The sequence below is a fragment of the Streptococcus mitis genome (assembly GCF_001579045.1).
Taxonomy (GTDB): domain Bacteria; phylum Bacillota; class Bacilli; order Lactobacillales; family Streptococcaceae; genus Streptococcus; species Streptococcus mitis_D.
The window spans coordinates 109,280-133,977 of sequence record NZ_KQ970261.1; the positions used below are offsets into that span (position 1 = coordinate 109,280).

The following is a 24,698-nucleotide window of genomic DNA, read 5'->3' on the forward strand; positions in this document are numbered from 1 at the left end:
TCTTTAACTTATTTTCTTTTAGTGAGCAGGATTAAAGGGAAAGCAACTAGAAATCTTTCATCTCCTGCTTGCTTATTAAGCTCGAACTGTGACGCTGGTCCCATCTTCCTTATAAAGATTGATAAGCCCCTCTTTCAGAGCGCGAACCATATCTCCTGCTTGAACAGGTTGTGGAACCTTAATAGTCAATAGTTCCATTGGATTTGGAGCGCGGTCGATTTTATTGCCTTTGGCATCGTGAAGATCCTCAATATAGGTTTCAAAATGACGAAAACCTGGTCCGTAAAACTCAACTTGGTCGCCTTCGTTAATAACGTTCCGTTGACGAATGGTTGCGGTTTGTGTCGCATCATCATAAGAAACCACTTCAGCGACAAATTTGTACTCAGGAATTTTACGACGAGCACCAAATAACTGCTCATTTTCAGATGGTGTACCGTAGTAGAAACCTGTTGCTAATTCACGTTGGGCAACCTTCCACATCTCATCCACCAAGTCTTGTTTGATAGCTTCAAACTTTTCAGGACTTTCAAGATATGCATCCACAGCCGCCTTGTAGCAGTTGGTTACTGTTGATACGTAGTGAATAGACTTCATACGTCCTTCAATCTTCAGACTGTCCACTCCATTTTCAATCATATCTGGGATATGGTCAATCATAGACATGTCAACGGCTGACATTGAAAATTCTTCTGGGATTTCCCCTTTCAAGCTCTTACGTTCTTTCCCAAATGGCATATCGTAAAGATCGTACTTCCAACGACAAGACTGAGAACAACCACCACGGTTGGCATCACGCATACTCATGTGGTTTGAAAGAGTACAACGACCAGAGTAAGAAATACACATGGCTCCATGGACAAATGCTTCAATCTCAACATCTGTACGTTTGCGGATTTCAGCTAATTCTTCCATTGAAACCTCACGCGCTAAAACGACACGAGTCAAGCCTAGCTCTTTCCAGAACTCAAGGGTTTCATAGTTAGTGGCACTTGCTTGGGTAGAGAGATGGATTTCAAGACCTGGTGCTTCTGTTGCTGCAATCATAATCAAGGCTGGGTCAGACACGATAACCGCCGCAATGCCGATATCACGTAGTTTACGGAACCACTCACCAGCCCCCGCTTCATTTCCTTCGTGCATAACCATGTTGGCAGCAACATAGACCTTGGCACCGTACTTAGCCGCAAACTGGACTCCTTCTTCCATCTGTTCAAAGGTAAAGTTACCTGCACGGCTACGAAGACCATAGGCCTGACCACCGATAAAGACAGCATCTGCTCCATACTGAACAGCTACTTTTAGCTTCTCTAAAGTCCCTGCAGGTGATAAAACCTCAGGACGTTTTAATGTTTTTGTCATGTTTTCTCCTATTTGCAATATAAAAGTTTGACGTTTTTCCTTCTCATTTTATAGTAAATAAGCCATAAAATCAAGTCTAGACAGATTGTTTTGACAATTCTAATCTTTTAGACTTTAGATAACAGAGTTCTAAAAGCTTTGACTTATAACAAACTTCTCACACCATCATCTCGTGAAAAATTTATACTCATACTCAATGAAAATCAAAGAGCAAACTAGGAAGCTAGCCGCAGGCTGCTCAAAACACTGTTTTGAGGTTGTAGATAGAGCTGACGTGGTTTGAAGAGATTTTCGAAGAGTATCAATGAAAATCAAAGAACAAACAAGGTAGCTAGGCGTACAGCAAGGTGAAGCTAAAAATATCCTCCGATACACCACTTTCATCTAGCATATCGGAGGATTAGCTCTCATAGCAATATTCTTATGGAACACCTACAATCTGGCAACCATAATTAACTATCTTATACTCAATGAAAATCAAAGAGCAAACTAGGAAACTAGCCGCAGGCTGTACTTGAGTACGGCAAGGCGACGTTGACGCGGTTTGAATTTGATTTTTGAAGAGTATTAAACCATTAAAAGCAAGTAAGCATCTGAAGGATTTGCACCTTCTATACTCTATTCTCGCTTTTGATAAACTAAGAGCGAAAATTTAGCTTCTAGTCTTCTTTTCTTTTGGCTACATAAAGAGTAAGCAAGATTCCACTTCCTAAAAGAATTGAAATGACATCTGTTTGGCTTCCCGTATTCGGTAAGGCTACTCTTGTATGATTCGTCATTCCAGAAGTTCCATTATCTGGGATTTGAGTATTTGGTTCAGATGTTACTGGAACTGCGTTTGGAATCTCTACAGTGTCAGAGGTATGTGAATCAAGTACAGTTTGATTATTTGTACTTGGGATGCCTGTTTCTGGTGCACCTGTTCCTGGTTTGTCCGTTCCTGGCTTCTCTGTATTTGGAGTACCTGCTCCTGGAGTGTCTGGTGTTCCGGTTTCTGGCGTTCCCGTATTTGGAGTACCTGAACCCGGAGTGTTTGGTTTATTTGTTTCTGGTTTCGGATCCGGTTTTGATTCCGGCTTAACCGGTTTATCTGATGGTGGTGTAATTCTTCCTGATTCTGGTTTCGGTTGTTCTGGTGGTGTTGTTCCAGTATTCCCTGGTTGTACAGGGTTTGGATTCACAGTACAATTACATGTTCCATCCTTACCATCACGTCCATCTTTACCATCTTTGCCGTCCTTACCATTCTTCACAACAATCTCTTGTTTTGTTCCATCTGGATTTGTGATGACAATTGTATGACTTCCATCTGTATTCTCTTTCGTTTCAATTGTAGGAGATTTACCGTCTTGGCCATTTTTCACTACAATTTCACGTTTTGATCCATCTGGGTTGGTAATAATAATTGTATGGCTTCCATCAGAGTTTTCTCTGGTTTCAATTATCGCTGATTTACCATCAATACCATCACGACCGTCACGGCCATCTACTCCGTTATAGATATCTTCCTCACTAATCAAAGTATCTCCAGCAGTATAGGTCAAAGTATTATCATTATCGTAATAAACTGTAATATGAACGCCAATTGGCTCCGTTGCTGGTTGAGTAGTTGCACGATCTTCATCCACACTTCTTGCTCTTCTAGCGCTTCGAGGTTGTGCAGGATAAATTGGTTTTAGCTCAATTCTTGGAGAACGTCCATCTTTTCCGTTTTCTCCATTTTTAACCGTTGTTGCAATTGGTTCTTTACCATCTGGTTGAGTAATTGAAATTGTATGACTGCCATCTGGATTTGTCACTACACTTACTTCTGGTGTAAAGCCGTCTTTTCCGTCACGGCCAGCTACTCCAGCTTCACCTTTATCACCTTTTGCTCCCTTGATATTTCCTGCTGGTTTCCACTCTCCATTTTTCTTAACAAGGACATCTCCTGTTGTTGTATTGATGAATGTATCGCCATCTTTTCCATCTTGAGCTGTTGGTGTACTTGTGCCATTTAGGATATCTTTTCCATCACGTCCGTTTTGGCCATCACGACCTTGAAGACCTTGGTCACCTTTGTCACCTTTTGGTCCAGCTGCTCCGTCTTGTCCATCTTTAATCACGGATGTGCCTAGAACTGTATCTGTTCCTTCGTCAAACTGATTATTGGCATTCTTGTCACTATAGAAGGTTAATGTCGTTTCTTTCTTAGTTTCATCACGGTCTACTTTGACTTTTGGAGTCTCACCATCTTTACCATTCTTAATAACGGTTGATACTGGTTGTCCACCTGGTTGTGAAATCGTAATTGTATGCGTTCCATCACTGTTTTCTGCCACAGTTACAGTTGGTGTAGCTGGTGTTAAGTCTACAACATCTATCGTAATGTCTTTTGTTAGAGACTTGCCTCCTGCACTTGTTACTGTTACTGGTATATCAAATGCTCCAGCTACTGTTGGGGTTCCAGAGATGGTTTTAGCAGATTCATCATATGTTACACCATTTGGAAGTTTTGTTGTATCAACAGTAAGTGTAACTCCATCTGGAACTGTGAACGTAATTGGACGAAGGCTTGTTTTTCCTAAGGCAATCATTTGACGATCATTTTTAATGTCTAATGATATTGGATCATCTACTACCGTTACAGTGATAATCTCTTCCGCACTACCTCTACCTAATGTTTCAGAATCTAATGTTGCTTTTAAACGAACTTTATAGACACCAGGCTTGGTTGGAGTTCCGCTAATTGTACGATTTGCACTGTCATAATGCAGACCAGCAGTTGATTCAAGATAAGAATCTAAGTCTGTTTCTGGTAAATCCACACTTAAATAACGAGCACCTAAATCTGAATGTTCACTGTGAGAAACCACCATATTTTTAATCGTTTCACCCAGACGAATCGTTTGATTTTTTTCTGTAACATTGATACTTACTGGAAGTGGGCGAACATTAATTTTAATATGCCCCCCATCAACTGGAGATTCTGCCATTTCTGGGAAAGTCGCTTTATATGGAATTAAATATTCTCCCACTTTAGATGGTGTGCCAGAAATGGTCCTTGTAGCTGAATCATAAGTAACTCCTGGTGGAAGTTGACTTGTATCAACCTCTAATCTAGCTTTAGCATCTGAAGGAGTTAAAACTACATTGTCTATAGCAGTTAGAACTGTCTTCTCTTGTTCCTTATTATCAACCGCTACAGTTAAATCTCGTGATGTTACATTAATCGTTAAGGTTGCACTTGCGGTTGAATTCCCACTAATTGTTGGACTTGTTGCTGTAAATGTCGCTGTATAGGTTCCGACTTTTGTAGGCGTTCCTGAAACAGTTTTCGTCGCAGCATCATAGTTTACACCTGGAGGAAGTTCTCCAGAAGTGATTGTTAACAAGGCCCCATCAGCTTGTAACTGAATAGGAGAAAGTTCATCTAAAGCTTTTACTGTTTTTGTATTATCAGGAATAGAAAAGTTTAGAGGAACACTGTTTACTGTAATATTGACATACGCATAGGCATACTGGTTATACCCCGATTTGTCAGTTCTGTATACATAAGCATATGTTTGGAAGGTCCCTACTTGAGTCGGTGTTCCTGTTATAGTTTTATTATCTGAAGACCAATTTAAACCATTTGGTAAACTGCCCCCTGTGTAACTTACTGTCACATTTTTAGGAATTTTAAGAGTAATCGGCGGTATTGCTTCACCTGCTGTAAATGTGTAACTAGCTTCTGGGACACTGAAGTTTCCTGGCGTTACTGTCAAATCAACTACTTTAGTAATGGAAGCCCCATCTTTTGTAGCAGTAACTGGAATCACATAATGTCCTTCATATAATCCAGTGCCTGATAATGTTTTGCTATTGCTATCATACAGAACACCATCTGGCAGTGTTCCTACTGTGACCGTTGCACCATCAGTAGCTGTTACAACCATATCTGCAAATTTAGTTCCTTCTGAAACTGTTTGCTTATCATTCGTTACAGATAAAGTTAAATCAGAAACTGGTGGAGGTGTAACTGTATAAGTAAAGCTGGTCTTAATCTGACGACTTTGACCTTCATTATTGGTATAAGTAGCTGTTACAATCGCTGTTTGTGGTGCATCTGTATGTTTTAAAGCATAACCTGTTAGACCTGTATTGTCAGCATTAGGACTTAGGTAGAGATGTTCTCCATCAGACTCAACTGATAGACTCGTAATCTTACTACCATTTGTCATCGAAACAGGAATAGTAGGGATAGCTTGTCCTTCTTGCCAGCTTTGATTGGAAATAGGATTTAACCCATCCATCACTTCAAACTTATAGGTACGAGCTGGGACATTGGCTCCAAAGTGTCCATCCTTTGCTGTAGCCGTGATAGTATGGATACCCGCAGGCAAGGTATGCCCATTTTGCTTGATAATCTTAAACTTGGTCGGATCCTCAGTATCTGGAACAATATCGACTCCATCAGGTTTACTATCAACCGTTAAAGTCGCATTTGCTTTATTCAATACCAAGCTTCCTAGATTCTGTTCCTTATCCGAGATAGGAACAGCTACTGGAATTGGATTCGTTACGCGATAAAGCTTGTCCGCATCAAACATAACATCAGCATTGGTTAAAGTATGGTTACCAGCAGAAGAAGAATCAGATGGAGTGTCTCCATTTGGTGTTGTTTGTGATACTTCCCTAGTAACAATATTTAAGTGATGATTGGTTACTCGACCAAGATTATCCGTCACTTGAAAATCAAGAAAATAGGTTCCAGCTTTGGCTGGAAGATTTTTGAAGTTTAAACGATAGGGTGATTTATATGTATTATAGTATGAAGTTTTATCGTAGTGGACAGAAGTATTATTTGTCAACACATCACTTCTGTAGTAACCAGTAGAGTTGACAAAGACATTATCTGCTGTTGCGGGGCCATCTTTTACAAATTCAACCTTAACACCTGGACTAGCTCCGGTCTGCTCTAGTTTAGTAATGGTTACAGGTGCAGTATTACCAACAATATTATATTCAGTTCTACTACCTGGTAAAGACAACCAAAGGTTAGACGTATACTGAGGACTATCTGGAGTCGCATCCGCTATCGTTTGTGCTTTGTTAGGAGAATCTAAAAAATAACCAAATGGAGTTACTGTCATATAGGCTGTATGGCTATCTTGGTCGTAGTCAACAGAATTTGTTTCTTTACCCTGGCTAGAACCATCAACCAACTTATAAGTAGGTGGCTCTTCTATCGTTAGATTAGCTGTGATCCTAGTATAGGGATCTGCTTTTGACTGAACTCCGATTGTATAGGTTCCACTTTGAAGCGTGTTATCCAAGGTGACAGTCTTGGTCAGATACCGTTCATCTTTACCACCGTCATTAAATACAAATCCTAACCGTTTCGCATCGGGGGTTAGTTCCACTTCATTGGGCTCGATATTTGTCAAGCCCACCTTATACTTTAATTCTACTGTAGAGCCATCTTTTTTAAATTTGTAATTGCGGTCAGCACGAGTCCTTTCGTCCCCGAAATACCGCTCCAGGGTCATATACGGAGCTTCATTAACAGGCTTGACTGTAACTGTTGTCGTATAGATTTGATTGTTATAAGTGAAGCCGACATTGTAAGTCCCAGGCTCTACCGTAGTTGGGACATCGCCAGATAAAGCAAGACTGCTGTCCCAAGATCCTGATGCATTAGTAAAATCTTTTCCTACAATCCTTAACCCCAATTTTTGAGCATCTTCATTTAAGGTTGAGCCATATTTTACTGCTGAAAATCGAGAATAATCGGTATTATTTGACGGCGCAAGATCGGTAGAAATATCAAATTCGACTTTAGGTGCAGTTGCTGCTCCGTAGGAGTAAACCGTTTTTGACCCTGTTGTCGGGATTAGCACAGCTGGTTGACTCGTCGTATCTGCATCCAACATATAACTAAGATTGCCTGAATGCCCCATTTTCTTGAGTTGGTTCCAGACTGCCTCGATGGCTTCTGCTAGATTGGTACGAGCTGTTTCAAAGGCTGCATTTGAAGCATCTATTGATTTGAGAGAAGTTCTGGCCTCTGTTAGAAGTTGATTGGAGCGACTCAAGGCTTCTTCGATGGCAGCTTTTTGATTGGAGTCTGTTAGACTGCTCAAGTATTTTTCGGCTTCCTTCGTTACTACTTCTGCTTCAGTGATTGTTGTTCCCAACTGGTCCTTGTCAGGATTTGTAACCTCTTCCTTTTCCTCCAGTTTCGTCAGAGGAGCTTCTACTAGTGGTTTTCTGTCAGCTTCTTTATGAACAGTCTCTGCCACTTCTTTTGCCAGCATTTCTGGCTGAGCTTTTGGATCCTTTTCTGTAGAAACTGCTTTTTCTGAATTTGAAATGCTTGCTTCAACTGACGGTTGAGTTACAACTGGTTTTTCTGCCAATGGATCCGACTCAGGCCTAGGAACAACTTGATTTTTATCAGTGTCTACAGTAGTTGCTTCTACCTTGGGTTGAGCTACTTCAGCATCTGGGTCCTTTTGCTTTTCCGCATGGACACCAATCACTTCACTGGCGCGTACGACTGGCGCATTGGCTACAGCACCAATAAAAAATTGCCCAATCAAAACAGATGCCACACCGACACTGAATTTTCTAATGGCAAACTTTTGACGTTTTTCGAATTTCACTTCTATTCTCCCTTATTATTTTTTCAGGTTCTTTTATCAAACAATAATAAACATATACTAAACATTAAGCAAATGTGTATATTATCACCTATCTTACTATTTTAATACTTTCTAAATAAAAATCAATAGATATCCACGGTTTCCTTTCACAGCAAAAGTGAGAATAACCACTAATAATAAATTCATCACAAAATTAAATACACAAAAATAATAACTATTTATTTTATTGAGTATTTTTTCTGTTTATACGCATATTTACCCCCCCCATGAAATATTGGGAGTACTTTGTGAAATATAACATTTTTATTACAAATTTCAATTTCTAGACTCAGAGATAGACAAAGTCCACTTCACAATTATTGTAGGGTGAAAATTATTGCTATTTTCTATTTACTGAGTAGCAACTTCATTTTACTTTTGATATCAAATCTTAAACACTCGTCTAACGGGTGGTTTATGTGGAGGTTGGGCAAAAAGTCTTTAATACTCTTCGAAAATCTCTTCAAACCACGTCAGCTCTATCTGCAACCTCAAAACAGTGTTTTGAGCAACCTACGGCTAGCTTCCTAGTTTGCTCTTTAATTTTCATTGAGTATAAAATCAGAAAAGAGCATAGTATCAAGCCTTGAAAAAACTTGATACTATGCGTCTTATTGTGGAAAAATCTATAAAATTTCTCCTCAAAATAAATTTTCCTAACCTTATTTTTCCTTTTTTCTACAATCAAGGTTTCCAAACCAACCTTCATCATATCCGTGAGGGTATTTTAAGGTTCTCCTGCAGTTCAATCTTTACCTGAATTGACTAGACTATCAAAAAGGATCATGATTTCATAAGTATCAACGTGGTGTTGAGCCACCGCATCCATTTCCACAGTTTTAATTCTCCTTTTCCAAGCTCAGTATTCTATTCAAAGAAAGGACATCAAATAACAAAATATTCCCAACGTGAGTAATCATATTTAGTTTTTAGCAATATAGTCAGCTTGTCCAGTAAAACAAAGCTAGCTATTTGTGGAAAATCGTACTGTGGTCAATCATTACAAATTAGAAATTTAACACAGATACCCTGTAGCTAAGAGTATTTATTTTTTTATACCGTTCACTCACCTTTTCTTGATTTTGATATTTCATAAAATCACAAACTAAAATATCTTGATTTTCTCCAATTCTAACTGGTAAGCGAATCTAAAAAATTATGCAATTTTGCATTCATTTCAGAATAATCGTTACCACGTAATTCTTCAGGTGATTGAACAAAAGGTAATTTTTTATTTTGTTCTTTTAATTGTTCTTCACCATCAGCAGCAATCAATAAATCAATCGCTTCTAAATCAAACTCTAAATGCACTTGGAAAGCATAATGTTTAGGGCTAAAGCGAACAATCTGTCGTGGACATCCTTGACTGGTAGCAAGGATTACCGCTTCGTCTGTCAATCCCGGCATATCACCATGCCAGTGACCAACTAAAAGCTCGCTACCAAAATGTTTGAGGTGTTTATCTGCTAGTCCTTGACTAGTCATCCTAATAGGGAATACACCTATTTCTCTTTCGGGACTGTGCTCATATTGCCCCCCATAAGCAACAGAAAGTAGTTGCGCCCCTAAGCATACACCTACAATATATTTATCTTCTTCTATTGCTTGTCGAATGAGTCTAACTTCTTCTTTTGGATGATAATAAGGGAAATGTTCTTTATCTTCATCAGGAGATTGCGGACCTCCCATAATAATAAGAAAATCAATATCAGAAACTGTTTTGGGTAAAGATTCTTCCTTATAAACCTTTGTTATTCCGATATCATGACCTCTTGATTGAGCCCAAGTTAGATAAGCACCTGGGACTTCAAAACTCTCATGTAGTATAAAATGTACTTTCATTATTTTTTCCTAACACCTTTTTTAACTTAATGGACGATTATTTGATTTATGAATTGTCAACAAAATTACCATTAAACTGGTTCGATATCTTGCTTCAAATAGTCATCGAACAAGTCTATTAACTTTAATCTCTTCCAGGTAAAGCTTTTAATGATTATCCAAAAAACTTATAATTCTTACCCATAAAATAGAAAAAGAAGCTCAAATTTAAGAGCTTCTTTGGAGACAAGTTAAAGCAATCTATATCATTTCAATACTGTTTACAGTTATTAAAATGCTGTTACATCAAGGATTCTTAACCTAAGTTACTCTTATCTATTATTCCCACTCAACGGTTGCAGGTGGTTTACTTGTAATATCGTAGACGATACGGTTAACGTGGTCCACTTCGTTTACGATACGTACAGAGATTTTTTGAAGGACATCCCAAGGAATTTTGGCAAAATCAGCAGTCATACCATCGATAGAGGTGATAGCACGGATTGCAATCGTGTAGTCGTACGTACGACCATCACCCATAACACCAACTGAACGAACGCCTGTGTTAACTGTGAAGTATTGCCAAATATCGCGGTCAAGACCAGATTTAGCGATTTCTTCACGAAGGATAGCATCTGATTCACGAACGGTTTCTAGTTTTTCTTCAGTGATTTCACCCATAACACGGATCGCAAGACCTGGTCCTGGGAATGGTTGGCGCCATACGATGTGGTCTGGCATACCAAGCTCTGTACCAAGAGCACGAACTTCATCTTTATAAAGAGTGTTGAGTGGTTCGATCAATTCAAACTGCATGTCTTCTGGAAGACCACCAACGTTGTGGTGTGACTTGATCGTCTGAGCTGTATCCGTACCAGACTCAATCACGTCTGTATAAAGCGTCCCTTGAGCAAGGAATTTCACATCTTTGAGCTTGCTTGCTTCGTCATCAAAGACATAGACAAACTCGTTACCAATGATTTTACGTTTTTGTTCAGGGTCAGAAACACCAGCAAGTTTATCAAGGAAGCGTTTAGCAGCGTCTGCTTTGACGATATTCAAACCAAACTTACCACCAAGCATATCCATAACTTGATCTGCTTCTCCTTTACGAAGAAGACCGTGATCCACAAATATACAGATCAATTGGTCGCCGATTGCTTTTTGAAGAAGAACACCAACAACTGAAGAGTCAACTCCACCTGATAGACCGAGAAGGACACGTTTATCACCGACTGTTTCACGGATTTTTTGAATTTGCATGTCGATGAAGTTATCCATTGACCAGTCGCCTTTAGCCTTACAGATATTAAGAGCAAAGTTACGAAGGATATCATTTCCGTATACAGAATGACGAACTTCTGGGTGGAATTGGATACCATAAATGTGTTTATCTGGGTTTTCAATGGCTGCATAAGGGCAGTCAGCTGATGTACCTGTACGAACGAAATCAGCAGGAATCTCAGTAACTGCATCACCATGGCTCATCAGAACAGTCTGTTCATCAGGTGTTGATTCAAAAAGCGCTGATAGTGTGTGTGTTAGGGTTGATTGACCGTATTCACGATTTCCAGCATCACCTGCAGGAACAACTTTTCCTCCAAGTTTATGGGTCAATAACTGCATACCGTAACAGATCCCTAAAATAGGAATTCCCAGTTCGAAGATTTCTGGGTCAATATCAAATGAACCATCTTCGTATACAGAGTTTGGACCACCTGAAAGGATAATTCCTATAGGGTTGATTTCACGAACTTCAGCAGCTGAAATTTTATGGCTCTTTAGTTCTGAAAAAACGCCAATCTCACGGATACGGCGTGAAATCAGCTGGTTGTACTGGCTACCATAGTCCAATACGATGATTTTTTCGACATCTTTCAAATCAGTTGAAATGTTACTCATCTTTTTCCTTTCTCAAAAGAAATATCTTTTTCCAATATTCTATCACAAATAAGGGCGAATTACCAACTAATACTCAATGAAAATCAAAGAGCAAACTAGGAAGCTAGCCACAGGTTGCTCAAAACACTGTTTTGAGGTTGCAGATAGAGCTGACGTGGTTTGAAGAGATTTTCGAAGAGTATAAACAAGGCGAAGTTTGACTTTTTCTAGTTTATTGGGGTACAATAGAGAAAAGATAGAAATGAAGTGAAAAATATGCTACCCGCTTATATGAAAATCCATGATCAGATTAAAAAGGATATTGACGAACATCGTTGGGCTATTGGTGAGAGACTTCCAAGTGAACGAGATTTAGCTGAGCAGTTTGCGGTCAGCCGCATGACCCTCCGCCAAGCCGTATCTCTATTAGTCGAAGAAGGTGTCTTAGAGCGTCGCGTAGGAAGTGGCACCTTTGTATCCAGTACTCGGGTACAAGAAAAGATGCGAGGGACAACTAGTTTTACTGAAATTGTTAAGTCCCAAGGTAAAGTTCCCTCTAGCCAACTCATTTCCTACAGAAAAACCATTCCCAATGAGCAGGAAGTTGCCAAGCTAGGTATTTCTCCAACGGAGAATATTATCCGAATGGAGCGGGTCCGCTATGCCGACAAAGTTCCTCTGGTTTATGAAGTTGCTTCTATTCCTGAAAAATTCATTAAGGACTTTAAAAAAGAAGAAATCACCAGTCATTTCTTCCAAACCTTGCAAAAACATGGCTACCGTATCGGTAAATCACAACAGACCATCTATGCTCGTCTCGCTAAAGAAAAGATTGCCCACTATTTGGAAGTTGAAAAAGGACATGCCATTCTTGGTTTAACTCAGGTTTCCTACCTAGAAGATGGGACAGCTTTTGAATACGTAAAAAGTCAGTATGTAGGCGAACGCTTTGAATTTTATCTTGAAAATAATTAGATTACTAGGCAAAAACTCTCTGTCACGGACAAAGAGTCTTTTTTATTTTTCTAAGAGTAAATCTTTCAAAGAAATCAAAGTTACAGCAAACAATATCATTGCCATGCCAAGAAAATCAATGGGATAAAATTGTTCATTCATTATTAAGAAGGCAAAGAAAACCGCCGATATTGGCTCAATTGAAGCCAACAAACTTGACTTGACCGGTCCTATCAAACTGGCTCCTTTAAGGAAAGCTGTATAGGCAAAGACAGTCCCGATAAGAATAATACCTGAAAAAGCAAGGAGAAAATCAAGACTAGTCGGGATAGTGGCCTGTAGAACCCCTGTAAAAGGAAGAGCAACCAAACCAGCTATAACCATTCCCACACCAATGACCAAGCTGCTCCCCCACTTCTTAATCAAGGTTATGGGCAAAATGATATAAAGGGCGTAAGTCAGAGCAGAAAACAGACCCCAGAACAGGCCAGCAGGTGTCATAGATAACTGGTCCAACTGCCCATGAGTGGCGATCAGGAAGGTTCCTCCAATGGCGAATATGATGGAAATAATCTCTCCCAGTGTCGGTGCCACCTTATCCTTGATACAGCTATAAATCAAAATCCCGACAGGACAAACATACTGAAGCACAGTCGCAGTACCTGCATTGGTTTCCTGAATAGCAGTTAGATAGGCAAATTGATTGAGGAAGAGACCAATTAGAGCAAAAAGAAGAAGAGACAGCAAACTCTTTCTATCCGTTAAAAAGGCCAGCATTCTATCCTTTGCAGTAGCATAAGCTAAGAGCATGAGAATCCCACCGGCGATTAAAAGTCGTAAGTTGGTTAAAACCAGAGCCGAAATTCCGTGTGCCATCAGGTATTGGCCACTCGTTCCTGACAAGCCCCAAGCAATACCAGCCACAACTGTTAATAGAATCCCTTTTAAACTGTTTGACATGTCTCTCCTTACTCTTCTTTACGAATCAAGTCCATCACTTGATTACGGTCTAAAATCCATTGAGCCCTCTCATCCTTTTCATAGGTACGATTCGATAGGAAAATGGCCGCTTCTTGCTTCTGACGATTCCACATGATAAAGGTACCCGTATAGCCCGTATGGTCTAGCCATTCTCCTTCCAAATTCCATGCTAAAGAACGTTCCTTGTCATCCAAAGGAGAAAAATTTTGACTCAAATCTCTTGCAAAATCATCTGCTAAATAGTGTTCTAAAAAGATTTGTAAATCCTTTACAGTCGAAAACAAACCAGCACTACCAGCATGTCTTCCCAAGAGACGAGCCTTGGGATCATGTACCAGACCTGCCTCGACACCTCTGACTGTTGGAACAGCAAGCTCAACAGGTCCAAACTGGGTTTCCTTCATTCCCCAGGAATTCCAGACTTGCTCCTGTAAAATCTCATCCAAATCCTTATCAAAGATTCTTTCCAAAATAAAGCCCAACAGCAAAAAATGGACATCCGAATAAAGAAAGGCTGGCTGACTTCGTCTATTGAGATGAAACATCGCTTCCTTTAATTCAGAAGCTGTTAAAAGGTCTCGATTGGGAATAAACGGATCAAGATTTGTAGCGTGGGTTAAGAGCTGGCGAATAGTAATGTCTGGATAATCACTCTCAGTTAAAAAATCTGTTACAGGTCTGTCAATATCTAATTGACCTTTTTCCCACAAGAAGGTAAAAACGGTACCAACCCCAACAACCTTGCTGACACTAGCTAGGTCATAAACTAGTCCTGCCTCAGTATCCAAGCCATGCTCTGGATCCCTCTGGCCGACATAGACCTCCGTCCATTGACTGTCCTTAAAATACGCAAAAGAGGCTCCAGGATAAATCCCTGCCTCGATTTGTTCTTCTATTTTTTTAATAATCTTGGTCCACTTCATACTGCTTCAAACCACAATTCAACATTATTTCTATCTTTACCAAGGAAGAATTTTTCAGACTTAGGCATAAAATATTCGGTAGACTCAAATTTCTGGCGCAGACTTGCTATATCTAGTTCATTGACCAAGAACTTGAGCATAGATAAGTCCCAAGTAACCGTATTTTCCACAGTCAAATCCTGCCCCTGAGCTGGGATAAAATCAAGTAATGCCCCAATTTCAAATGATTCCAAGAAACTTTCGACATCAGTTGGGAGATGTAATTCCATAGAAATCTCAAATTTACTTAAAGAAATTGATTCCAAATCTGTTTGAAATTCAGGTTTTTCTTCTACTTCTACTAGGCTTGCTCTGTCATCTTCTGCATGAATCAAAATCAAATCATCTTCTGGTGAGAAAACTTCAAAAGCGTAGCCATTCTGCCCCTTATATAATCGATGAATCGAATCTGTTTTAGATAAGAGTCCTTTAATTTCTAAGGGATTTTCCACCTTGACAATCAATCTAGCTAGTTTTTTTCTTCCCTCTACCTTACGAGTGCGCATACTTGGAGCTTCTTCTAAAACCAGCTTTTCTAGACCTGTTTGGTCTCCTAGTGACAGAAAGGCTGATTCTTCTAACAAGGCCTTCATGCCAAGGGTTTCAATATAAAAAGTTTCATTTAATTTTCTATTATTAACTTTTAAAGTAGGAATAATCCGTACAATTTGATTTACATTCATAAATTCCTCCAACTCTTTTATTTTAAAGGATTTTAGAATTTTTTACAAGATATTATGCTCAAATTTACCAATTTTTCGTAAAAATTTCATCTAAAAAACCGAGGATTTCCTCGGTTTCAATTTCTTATAGGTAAAGGAATTTGAAGATAGCTACTGCCGCAATTGCTGCTGCGATAGGTGCTACTACTGGTACCCAAGAATACCACCATTTTGAATCCCCTTTGTGCTCACCAAGAACTGATTTTGGAAGGAAAGCATGAAGGAGACGTGGTCCCAAGTCACGGGCTGGGTTCAAGGCAGGCCCTGTAGGTCCACCAAGTGATGTTACCAAGGCCATAACAAGGAAACCAAGTGCCAAGTGGGCAATTCCAAGACCAGATGTCATAAATGGTGCTACTTGTTCTTTAGCTTGATCAAGGGCTGCTGTTACTTGCTCTTGAGGAATTGTTTGACCTTGAGTAGTTGCTTGTGCAACCTGAGCATTAATAGCCGCTTGTGCTTTTGAAACTAATTCAGCACCAAAGAAGTTTTTAGTCATACCAAGGGCTGCGAAGAAAAGAACAAATGAACCGACAAACTCATTTACAAAACCATTAACAGTTGCTGCGAAATGTGATTCCTTTGTACCATTATCCAAACTTGAAATTGTTGAGAAAGTACCCAAAATGTTGTTTGGATTTTCAGTTTTCAAGTAGTATGGACGGTGTGTTGCCACAACCAAAGCCTGACCAAAGATAGCACCCAAAACTTGTGCAATGATGTAAGGCGCAACTTGTGCCCAAGGGAAAAGACCGCTGATTGCAAGTCCAAGAGTGAAGGCTGGGTTGATGTGGTTTCCAGATACGTTACCAAACATCAAGGCAGGAATCATAACCCCCATACCATAACCAACAGCGATAACGATCCAGCCACTTTGGTGACCTTTCGTACCTTTAAGTTCAACGTTGGCAACTGCACCATTTCCAAGAATGATCAAAATAGCAGTTCCCAAAAATTCAGTGGCATATTTAATTGCCCATGTGAAATCCATTTGATAGATTCTCCTTAAAATTTTTTAGACAATCCTTATTCTATCAATTTTTACCCTATTTAGCAACTACTTTTCCGAAAGATTATATAAGAAAGCGATTTTATTTCTTATAAAAACAAAAGGATTAAGGGAGTGAATTTCCTTAATCCGATAGTCTCTTAAGCCTGACGTTGTCCGAAATCTGCAATCATCTGATCCATTTCTTGTCGACTCGGAGTTGTCAACATATAAAGGTAATCTCCTTGAAGTTCTGCGAAGGCCGCTGGCATGATTTTTTTAACCTTGAACTGCTGACTATATTTAGCAAGCAAGTCCTCCTCAGAATAGACATAGTGAGCATTTGCACGGCGAGAAGTAGCCAAACAATACTGCGGTTCAAACTCTGACACTGGGAACTCTTCTCCTGCGACAATCGCCGCATAGCCTCGGTAGAGGTCCAAGGAATGAGCAAAGTTATAAACATCAATGGTAAAACCACCTGCAGGACGGTTATTGTACTCAATGGCAATGTAGTCGTCCCCTTCACGGAAGAACTCAATATGGAAGAACCGTTCTTTCATACCAAATTCTTTGACAATTGCCTCACCATATTTACGTAATTTAGGATCCATATCCTTGAGAACGTAATAAGAATTGTCCATCTTGTAAAGCATAAGATCAAGCGGTGTATAGGCGTAGTCGAAGGTTGTTGAAAAGACAATTTTTCCATCCTTGTCCACTAGACCATCAAAGGTACAAATTTCGCTGGAAGTGACAAATTTTTCAAAGAAATAAACAGTTGAATGATCCCACTCAGTCTTGAAGTGATTGATATCGTCTTCTGTCTCAAGCTTAAAGGTTGCGGCTGCTCCCACTCCATTATCAGGTTTGGCAATCATTGGAAGACCGATTTCGTTCACTGCTTGATCCACATCTGCTTCCGTCTTGATAACAGCTCCAGGGACCACAGGGACACCTGCTTTTTTGAAAAGCTTCTTCATTTCAGACTTAAATTTCGTCTTTTTGAGATCCTCTGGTTTAGCACCAAAAACATTGAATTGTTCACGGAGAGCTGCGTCCAGTTCAAGCCAGTATTCATTATGGGATTCAATGCGGTCAATTGGTCCATGTTTATAAAAGAGAAAAGCAACTGCACGTTTGACTTCATCTATGTTCTCAAGATTGTCTACACGGAAATATTCGGTTAGGCTATTGCGCAAGGGCTCATCCAATTGCTCGTAAGGCTCTTGACCAATTCCCAAGACGGTGATGCCTTTATTGGCTAGTTCGATGGTAAACTGTTGAAAGTTTTGTGGATAGTAGGGAGAAATAACAAGGTAATTCATAGGTAACTCCTTTTATAAATAGAGATGACCGAGGAAATAAGGCATTTGTTTGCGCCACCATTCCCAGTCGTGGGCGACATCATATCCCCATTCAGCAAACCAGGCTGGAATTTGTTTCTGGTCAAAGGCTTCTTTAAGCTTGTAGAAGGATGGCAAGCCATCTTGTTCCCAGGCACCGAGACCTGTACAAAGCACAATCTCTGCCTGACGATAACGATCAATAAACCAGCCGTCGTTCTGGTTCCAGATATAATCTACTGGCGAGTTTTGGTAAATAGCATCGTCATTGTAGTAATCGCCAACAAAGAAACGTGCGTCGTAAACACCACTAAGAGCTATTACCTTGGTAAAGACATCTGGATGCTGGAGGAAGAAATTGAGTGCATGGTAGGCGCCCATAGAGCAACCTGTCGTCATCATGCCATCAAACCAACCTGTCTTGTGCTTGATAAAAGGAATAGCCTCCTCAATCACATAGCGCTCGTAGGCACGATGCATCTCTGCTTGGTCGTGACCGTTTTTCCAAGTGGCCAACCAGCTCTCACTGTCTACACTGGAGAGGGTAAAGAACTGGACACGGCCTTCCTCTATAAAGGAAGCACAGGCATCAATCATGCCAAAATCATAGTATTCATTGTGACTACCACCTGATGAAGCAAAGACCACAACTGGAATACCATCATGACCATAACGATTAAGGTACATTTCACGGTTAAGATTGCCACTCCAGTGGCTAAGATGTTCAATATTCATTTCATTTTTTCCTTTCTTAACTTACCATTTTTCTGCAAAAAATCTCAGACAGTCGGGTAGATTTTCTGACCAAGGGATTTCACTATGGATAGCACCAGACTGAATTTTCAGCACAAGATTATCCAGATGTACTCCCCCTGCTATCAAATCATGGTAATATCGTAGCGATGAATCAATGTAGGCTTGTTTGATATTGCCAGCCATCAAGGTCTTGTCCGTATTATCCGCTTCTTCCGTTCCCACATAGATGAAGATGCGCTGGTCAGGCGACAGTTGCTGGCGCTCAATATAGCGGTTAAATGCTTCTTGGTGGAGCCAGTTGGCAGATGAAAAGACGCCCAAGCAACCAATTTGGTCTTGGTATTCCAAACCGATAAACTGGGTAATATTTCCTCCTAGCGAGGAACCAATCATAGCCGTATGTTGGCGGTCTGCTTTTGTACGGTAGGTCTCATCGATAAAAGGCTTGACTACCTCCATCACAAACTCGGCATACTCCACACCCTTACCACCAAACTGCTGCCCTGGGATAGGAGATTCTTGGAACTTCCAAGCCGCATACTCATTCATCCGCTCTATGCCATCATTGTCAATAGCCACGACAATCATGCGACTGATATCAGGATTACGCTTAATAGCTGGGATAATCTTCCACGAATGACCAATGAAGGACTCCTTGCTATAAAAAACATTTTGCCCGTCATGAAAGTATACAACAGGATAGGAACGGTCCGTGTCTTTCTCATAATCTTTAGGCAGAAGAACACGCACACGGCGTTCCTTACCTGTATAAGGAACCTTGAGTTTGTGTTCTTTCATTTTTAGATAAAAGTAGGATTGATTCATTGTCAGAAAACTCTCTATATTCAAAATTTATTCTCATTATATCACAGTTTAAGAAAAAAAGTTAGTTTTGCTTCCATTTTTGGATTAAAAACTAACTTTTCATTTAATTTTCTAAATTCTTTTGGATTTTCTGATTAGAGCAGATTGTCAATCAAGTCATCGACCTCATCTTTTTCAGCCTGCGGTGTGATTTCAGTAATCATAATCCCTGCCACTGCTCGCTCAACTAAGCCTTCAACATCCATACGCGCTTCGTACTGCTCCGCATTCTTAATCTTAGGATTAGTCTTTGGACGATCTGGTGCAAAAATCGTACAACAGTCTTCAAAAGGCTGGATTGAAATGTCAAAGGTATCAATTTCTTGTGCAATATCGATGATTTCCAACTTATCCATGGTCACAACTGGACGGATGATGGGAGTGTTGGTCACAGCGTTAATAGCCTGCATGCTTTCCAAGGTCTGGCTAGCTACTTGACCTAGGCTTTCCCCATTGATGATAACCAAACCATTTCGTACCTCACGAATACGGTCAGTAATCCGCATCATAAAACGACGCGTCAAGGTCATGAGATAGGCTTCTGGCGCCTTGGCCTTAATTTCCTCTTGAATCTCTGTAAAAGGAATTTCGATAAACTGGATATTTCCTCCAAACTTGGTCAATTTACGAGTCAAATCTTGCGCTTTTTTAAGGGCACCAGGACTGGTGTAAGGAGGGCTGGCAAAGTGAACAGCCTCGATGTCCACCCCACGCTTAAGAGCAAGATAACCAGCCACAGGTGAGTCAATCCCTCCTGACAACATAAGCATCCCTTTACCTGAAGTTCCAACTGGCAAACCACCAGCTCCACGAATGGTTTCATAAGAAATATAAGCAGCTTCCTCACGAATCTCCACTTGGAGATTGATATCAGGACTTTTCATTTGAGCTTGCACATTTGGAATAGCTTCAAAAACAGCTCCTCCAAGAGTTTGGTTTAGTTCACGACTGTCGAGTTCAAAGTTGTGGTCGCTACGCTTGCTAGAAATCTTAAAGGTCATGCCTTCCTTGTAGATGTCCTGCATAATCTCTTGGACAGAAGACTTCAGAACTTCTACAGATTTTTCAACCTTATAAACAGGGGAAAAGTTTTGAATTCCAAAGACTTTCTTGAGTGATTCTGCTACTGCTGTGTAATCTGCTCCATTGAGGTAAGCATGGGCACGGTCGCGATCTGCCGTTACCTTAACTTGGGGATAGATAGACAAAACGTCTGAAATATTATTACGAAGTTTATTGATGAAACGCATACGGTTTTTACCCTTGGTTGACAGCTCACCGTAGCGAATCATAATTTCTGAATACTGCATGAATGCTCCTATCTTACTTTTCTAGTTTGATTGTAAATTAATTTTAACTTAGTCAAAAACTGCTCGACCTGACTCATATCATTTTCAATGTCTAGACTAAGACGCACAGCTGACTGGGCCTTGTCCTTATTCACTCCCATAGCAATCAAGGTACCTGCAGGTTTTCCTGCCTTGGACGAACAAGCAGAGGTCGTTGAGATGAAAATATCATAGTCTTCAAAGGCGTGAACGATGACTTCACCTCGAACACCTTTGATTCCAAAAGTCAGGATATGAGGGGCAAAGTCTTCCTCATCTGAAAAGACAAAAATATCTGGATAGTCCAGAAGGGCTTGGCGAATAACAGCTTTCATCTGTCCAGTCTTGCTCCTAAAGATATCTAGCTTTTCCATAGACAAACGGAGGGCCTTGGCTGTCGCAGCAATCCCTGCAACATTTTCAGTTGTCGAACGATAGTCGCGCTCCTGACCACCACCTGTTAAAAGAGCCGTAATCTTCTTGCCAGACTTGATATAAACAAAACCAACACCACGAACTCCGTGGAACTTGTGACTAGAAAAAGTCGCGAAATCCACTCGTTCTGTCAGATACTTTTCAGTCGGAATCTTAGCAAGTGCCTGAACCGCATCAACGTGGAAAGTAATAGTTGGCTTGTCTGCCAATAGTTTTGAAATAGCCTCAATAGGTTGAACAGAACCAATTTCATTGTTTACTGCCATGATAGAAATGAGGGTCGTATCAGGTCTTATCAAATCTGCTAGTGCCTCAACATCCACAAATCCTTTCTCATTAACTGGAGCAAAATCCACTTCAAAACCTTGAGATTTCAACCAGAGGGCTGATTCCTTAACTGCTGGATGTTCAATGTTCGAAACGATGATGTGCTTGCCAAACTGGGCTTTTTCAAAGGCCACCCCCTTGATGACCCAGTTATCCCCTTCTGTTCCTCCAGAGGTAAAGAAGATTTCATCACTTTTCTTACCGATTAAATCTGCAATTTGCTGACGAGAAGCATCTAAGATTCGTGTTGCCTGGTCTCCCAAACGATGGAGACTAGATGGGTTCCCTAAAATTTTTGACGCCACCTGCATATAGGTTTCAAGGGCTTCAGGATAGGGCTTGGTCGTCGCCGAATTATCAAAGTAAATCATGTTTTCTCACGCTTTCTAAAATCACTCCTTCTATTGTATCATGAAACGAAGCCTGCGACAAGAAAGGGCATTTCCTCTTTTTTTAAGATTTTTTTAAAGAAATGAGGTATAATAAATTTTAATTAAAGGAGAGAATGTATGTCTAATTATCGTAGAACTTCAAAACCAAAAACAGAACACATCAAAAAAGGCTTTACAGTCTTTCAAAAAACCGTCGCTACTATCGGTAGTATCCTTGGCTTAATTACCGCAAGTATCACTATCATGAACGCCTTGGATAATAACAAAAATACTAAAAAAGAACCTGCGACAACCCAGACGACAACCATTGTCAAAGAAATCCAAAAGGAATCCCCTAAGGAAAACACCAGTCCAACTAAGGAAACTAACACTAGTCAAGAAAAAACACAGCAAGAGGAAACACCAAAATCCAGCGTCAAGGAAGAGAAAAAAGAAGAGCAGAAAGCATCAACTCTGGATTCTTCTACTCCTGCTCCTACTCCAAGTAAGCCTGCCGCTGATAATGAAAAACAGTCCAATAATACTCCAACTTCAGAAAATAAAAGCAATCAATAGCCTCTAAAATAGCTTCCCTCCAAACTTGGAAAGAAGCTATTTTTTTATTGTTGTAAAACTTTTCTTGGTTTGGTACCTTCAGCTGGACCAATGACACCTGCCATCTCAAGCTCTTCCATGAGACGGGTCGCACGGTTAAATCCAACTGACAAACGACGCTGAATCATAGATGCGCTTGCTTTCTGAGTTTCGATTACCAAAGCCTTGGCTTCTTCAAATAGCGGATCCCCACCAGATTCACCATCTGAAAATTCTCCTTCATTTTCAGAAACCTCACCGGGATCAAAACTCTCATCGTAGTCCGCATCTGCCTGAGCCTTAATGAAGTTTACGATGCGTTCAACATCATCATCCGAGATAAAGGATCCTTGGAGACGAACTGGATGATTTTCATCAATCGGTTTAAAGAGCATGTCACCTCGACCAAGCAGTTTTTCTGCTCCATTTTCATCCAAGATAGTACGAGAATCTGTTCCTGATGAAACTGCGAAAGCGACACGAGATGGGACATTAGCCTTAATCAAACCAGAGATGACGTCAACAGATGGGCGCTGGGTTGCGAGAATCATGTGGATACCAGCAGCACGCGCCTTCTGTCCCAAACGGATAATGGCATCTTCCACTTCCTTACTGGCCACCATCATAAGGTCAGCCAACTCATCCACAATCACGACAATGAGTGGTAGCGGAACCTGCTTGTACTCAGACTGGGCATTGAACTCTTCTACCTTGGCATTAAAGCCTGCAATATTGCGGACTCCTACCTTGGCAAAGAGTTCATAACGATTTTCCATCTCATCCACAACCTTTTGCAGAGCCTTGCTGGCTTTGCGTGGATTGGTCACAACTGGAATCAAGAGGTGGGGAATATCATTGTAAACAGATAACTCAACCATCTTGGGATCGACCATCATAAATTTAACTTGGTCAGGTCTCGCCTTCATGAGGATGCTGGCGATAATGCCGTTAACAGCTACTGACTTCCCTGAACCCGTTGAACCTGCAACTAGCAAGTGGGGCATTTTGGAAAGGTCAAAAGCTCTTGCGGTGCCATTAACCGCCTTTCCTAGAGGAATTTCCAAGAGATTTTCTGCTTTCGTTTGAGATTGTTCCCATAGTTCTCGGAAAGAAACTGTCGCAATCTCGGAGTTAGGTACTTCAATTCCCACTAAAGATTTCCCTGGGATAGGTGCTTCGATTCGGACATCCTTGGCTGCCAAGGCTAGAGCGAGGTCATCTGCTAGATTGGAAATGCGGTTGACCCGTACACCCACTGCAGGCTTGACTTCATACTTGGTCACTGATGGCCCAATTTCGGCCCGTTCAACCGTTACCTTGATACCAAAGCTAGCAAAGGTTTCTTCTAGGATTTTGATATTTTCACGAACGATTTTCTTCTCTTTAGACTGGTCTTTAGGTTTATCAGGGGCAAAGAGTTGTAAGCTTGGAAGTTTGTATTCAAGAGCCTCCTTGGCTGAAAAATCAACTTGTACATCTTCATCATCAAAAACCTCCTCATGTTCAGGGAATTCATGTTCAGCTTGAGGTAGGATGATTTCTGGTTCCACCCACTCTTCTTCTGGAACAGGAGGAACGTCAAGCACAACATCATCAGTCAGAATTTCACCCGTTTCCATATCAACAGGAGGCATATCGAGTAAGGCTTTTTCAGCCTCTTCTTTTTCTAATCTAGCCTCTTCCTCAGCTTTTTGACGAGCTTTTTCTTCTTGTTTGACAAAGCGTTCCTCTTTTCGACACTCATGCCCTTCCCGCCATTTAGCAAAGCCTCTACTGAAAAATTCAGCAATATCGTAAACAGACCAAGGACTGACTAGGAGGGCACCCACTAAAATCAAGATAGAACCAATAAAGTAAGTACCGATATTGGAGAAGAGAAAGGCGATTGGTACATAGAGTCCAACACCAATCAAGCCACCTCCAGCAAAACTGGTCGTTCGAAAACCAGTCAGATCAGTTACAACCTGAGCCATGGTCCCTTTTAGGACCGACTTGTCCAAACCATATTTCCAAACTAAGTAGGCCTCAAAAATCAAGAGTAAGCCAGCAAATATGGTGAAAAAACCTGATAAGAGTCCTTCCTGTTTTCGTATCCACTTGAAAAAGAAGAGGTAGAGCAGGATACCAAATATTGCCAGATAAGCTAGGCTACCCACTAGCAAGCGAATTAAATTGTAAAGGGTTATACCTGCAGCCCCTAATTTGAAGGCTGCGAAAATCAATAAAAGGGCGATTCCTAACGAAATCAACATTCGTTGAATCTCTTCTTTTCTTTCGAGTTCTGCTTTAGACGGTCTCCGTCTTGTTTTACTTGTATTCTTGTTTGCCATTCTTCTATTAT

General features: G+C 40.5%; 16 protein-coding genes and 1 pseudogene. 2 read left to right on the top strand and 15 right to left on the bottom strand.

The features are described 5' to 3' along the window. Positions 1-75: 75 nt before the first annotated feature. From SMIDD28_RS00525 to guaA, 5 genes and pseudogenes are all read right to left on the bottom strand, one after another. Positions 76-1,362: a peptidase U32 family protein gene (locus tag SMIDD28_RS00525; RefSeq protein WP_024057185.1), complete on the bottom strand. Its 1,287-nt coding sequence runs from the start codon at positions 1,360-1,362 to the stop codon at positions 76-78. Positions 1,363-2,021: 659 nt separating this feature from the next. After that, the gene (locus tag SMIDD28_RS00530; RefSeq protein WP_061423912.1) at positions 2,022-7,988 is read right to left on the bottom strand and encodes a collagen-flanked surface repeat-containing protein; all 5,967 of its coding nucleotides are present in this window, start codon (positions 7,986-7,988) and stop codon (positions 2,022-2,024) included. Between the two features lie 766 nt (positions 7,989-8,754). Next, positions 8,755-9,020 (bottom strand): annotated as a pseudogene (locus tag SMIDD28_RS11950) (purine-nucleoside phosphorylase); the annotation flags it as partial. A gap of 138 nt (positions 9,021-9,158) precedes the next feature. After that, a complete protein-coding gene (locus SMIDD28_RS00540; protein ID WP_061423914.1) occupies positions 9,159-9,869 on the bottom strand; it encodes a type 1 glutamine amidotransferase in 711 nt (236 codons plus the stop codon). A 318-nt stretch (positions 9,870-10,187) separates the two neighbouring features. Beyond that, positions 10,188-11,750 (bottom strand): glutamine-hydrolyzing GMP synthase, encoded by a 1,563-nt coding sequence (gene guaA, locus SMIDD28_RS00545; RefSeq protein WP_061423916.1) that lies wholly within the window; start codon positions 11,748-11,750, stop codon positions 10,188-10,190. 255 nt (positions 11,751-12,005) lie between these two features. On the opposite strand from guaA, the gene SMIDD28_RS00550 reads away from it, so the two are divergent. After that, a complete protein-coding gene (locus tag SMIDD28_RS00550) occupies positions 12,006-12,704 on the top strand; it encodes a GntR family transcriptional regulator (RefSeq protein WP_057487639.1) in 699 nt (232 codons plus the stop codon). 42 nt (positions 12,705-12,746) lie between these two features. On the opposite strand, the gene SMIDD28_RS00555 is transcribed toward SMIDD28_RS00550, so the two are convergent. The 9 genes from SMIDD28_RS00555 to SMIDD28_RS00595 all read right to left on the bottom strand — a co-directional run bounded on the left by SMIDD28_RS00555 (position 12,747) and on the right by SMIDD28_RS00595 (position 21,763). After that, complete coding sequence (locus SMIDD28_RS00555; RefSeq protein WP_061423918.1) at positions 12,747-13,643, bottom strand: DMT family transporter; 897 nt, start codon at positions 13,641-13,643, stop codon at positions 12,747-12,749. 8 nt (positions 13,644-13,651) lie between these two features. Further along, positions 13,652-14,587 carry a serine hydrolase domain-containing protein gene (locus SMIDD28_RS00560; RefSeq protein ID WP_061423920.1) on the bottom strand — a complete coding sequence of 312 codons (936 nt, stop codon included), beginning with the start codon at positions 14,585-14,587 and terminating at the stop codon, positions 13,652-13,654. After that, the gene (locus SMIDD28_RS00565; protein WP_061423922.1) at positions 14,584-15,309 is read right to left on the bottom strand and encodes a CppA N-terminal domain-containing protein; all 726 of its coding nucleotides are present in this window, start codon (positions 15,307-15,309) and stop codon (positions 14,584-14,586) included. The genes SMIDD28_RS00560 and SMIDD28_RS00565 overlap by 4 nt, the downstream gene beginning before the upstream one ends. Positions 15,310-15,433: 124 nt before the next feature. Then, positions 15,434-16,339 (bottom strand): aquaglyceroporin Gla, encoded by a 906-nt coding sequence (gene gla / locus SMIDD28_RS00570; protein ID WP_049543626.1) that lies wholly within the window; start codon positions 16,337-16,339, stop codon positions 15,434-15,436. 158 nt (positions 16,340-16,497) lie between these two features. Next, positions 16,498-17,664, bottom strand: coding sequence for an ATP-grasp domain-containing protein (locus SMIDD28_RS00575; RefSeq protein ID WP_061423924.1), 1,167 nt, complete (start codon positions 17,662-17,664; stop codon positions 16,498-16,500). Positions 17,665-17,676: 12 nt separating this feature from the next. Then, positions 17,677-18,417, bottom strand: a complete 741-nt coding sequence (locus SMIDD28_RS00580; protein WP_061423926.1) for an esterase family protein — start codon at positions 18,415-18,417, stop codon at positions 17,677-17,679. 21 nt (positions 18,418-18,438) lie between these two features. Continuing rightward, positions 18,439-19,263 carry an alpha/beta hydrolase gene (locus SMIDD28_RS00585; protein ID WP_061423928.1) on the bottom strand — a complete coding sequence of 275 codons (825 nt, stop codon included), beginning with the start codon at positions 19,261-19,263 and terminating at the stop codon, positions 18,439-18,441. Positions 19,264-19,397: 134 nt separating this feature from the next. After that, positions 19,398-20,612, bottom strand: coding sequence for a tRNA uracil 4-sulfurtransferase ThiI (gene thiI, locus SMIDD28_RS00590; RefSeq protein ID WP_061423930.1), 1,215 nt, complete (start codon positions 20,610-20,612; stop codon positions 19,398-19,400). A gap of 8 nt (positions 20,613-20,620) precedes the next feature. Then, on the bottom strand, positions 20,621-21,763 hold the full coding sequence (locus SMIDD28_RS00595) for a cysteine desulfurase family protein (protein WP_061423932.1): 1,143 nt from the start codon (positions 21,761-21,763) through the stop codon (positions 20,621-20,623). Between the two features lie 138 nt (positions 21,764-21,901). Here SMIDD28_RS00595 and SMIDD28_RS00600 point away from each other — a divergent pair, with 138 nt between their 5' ends. Then, complete coding sequence (locus SMIDD28_RS00600) at positions 21,902-22,339, top strand: DUF6556 family protein (protein WP_061423934.1); 438 nt, start codon at positions 21,902-21,904, stop codon at positions 22,337-22,339. 44 nt (positions 22,340-22,383) lie between these two features. On the opposite strand, the gene SMIDD28_RS00605 is transcribed toward SMIDD28_RS00600, so the two are convergent. After that, entirely contained in the window at positions 22,384-24,687 is a 2,304-nt protein-coding gene (locus SMIDD28_RS00605; protein WP_081103158.1) for a DNA translocase FtsK, read from the bottom strand. Positions 24,688-24,698 lie beyond the last annotated feature (11 nt).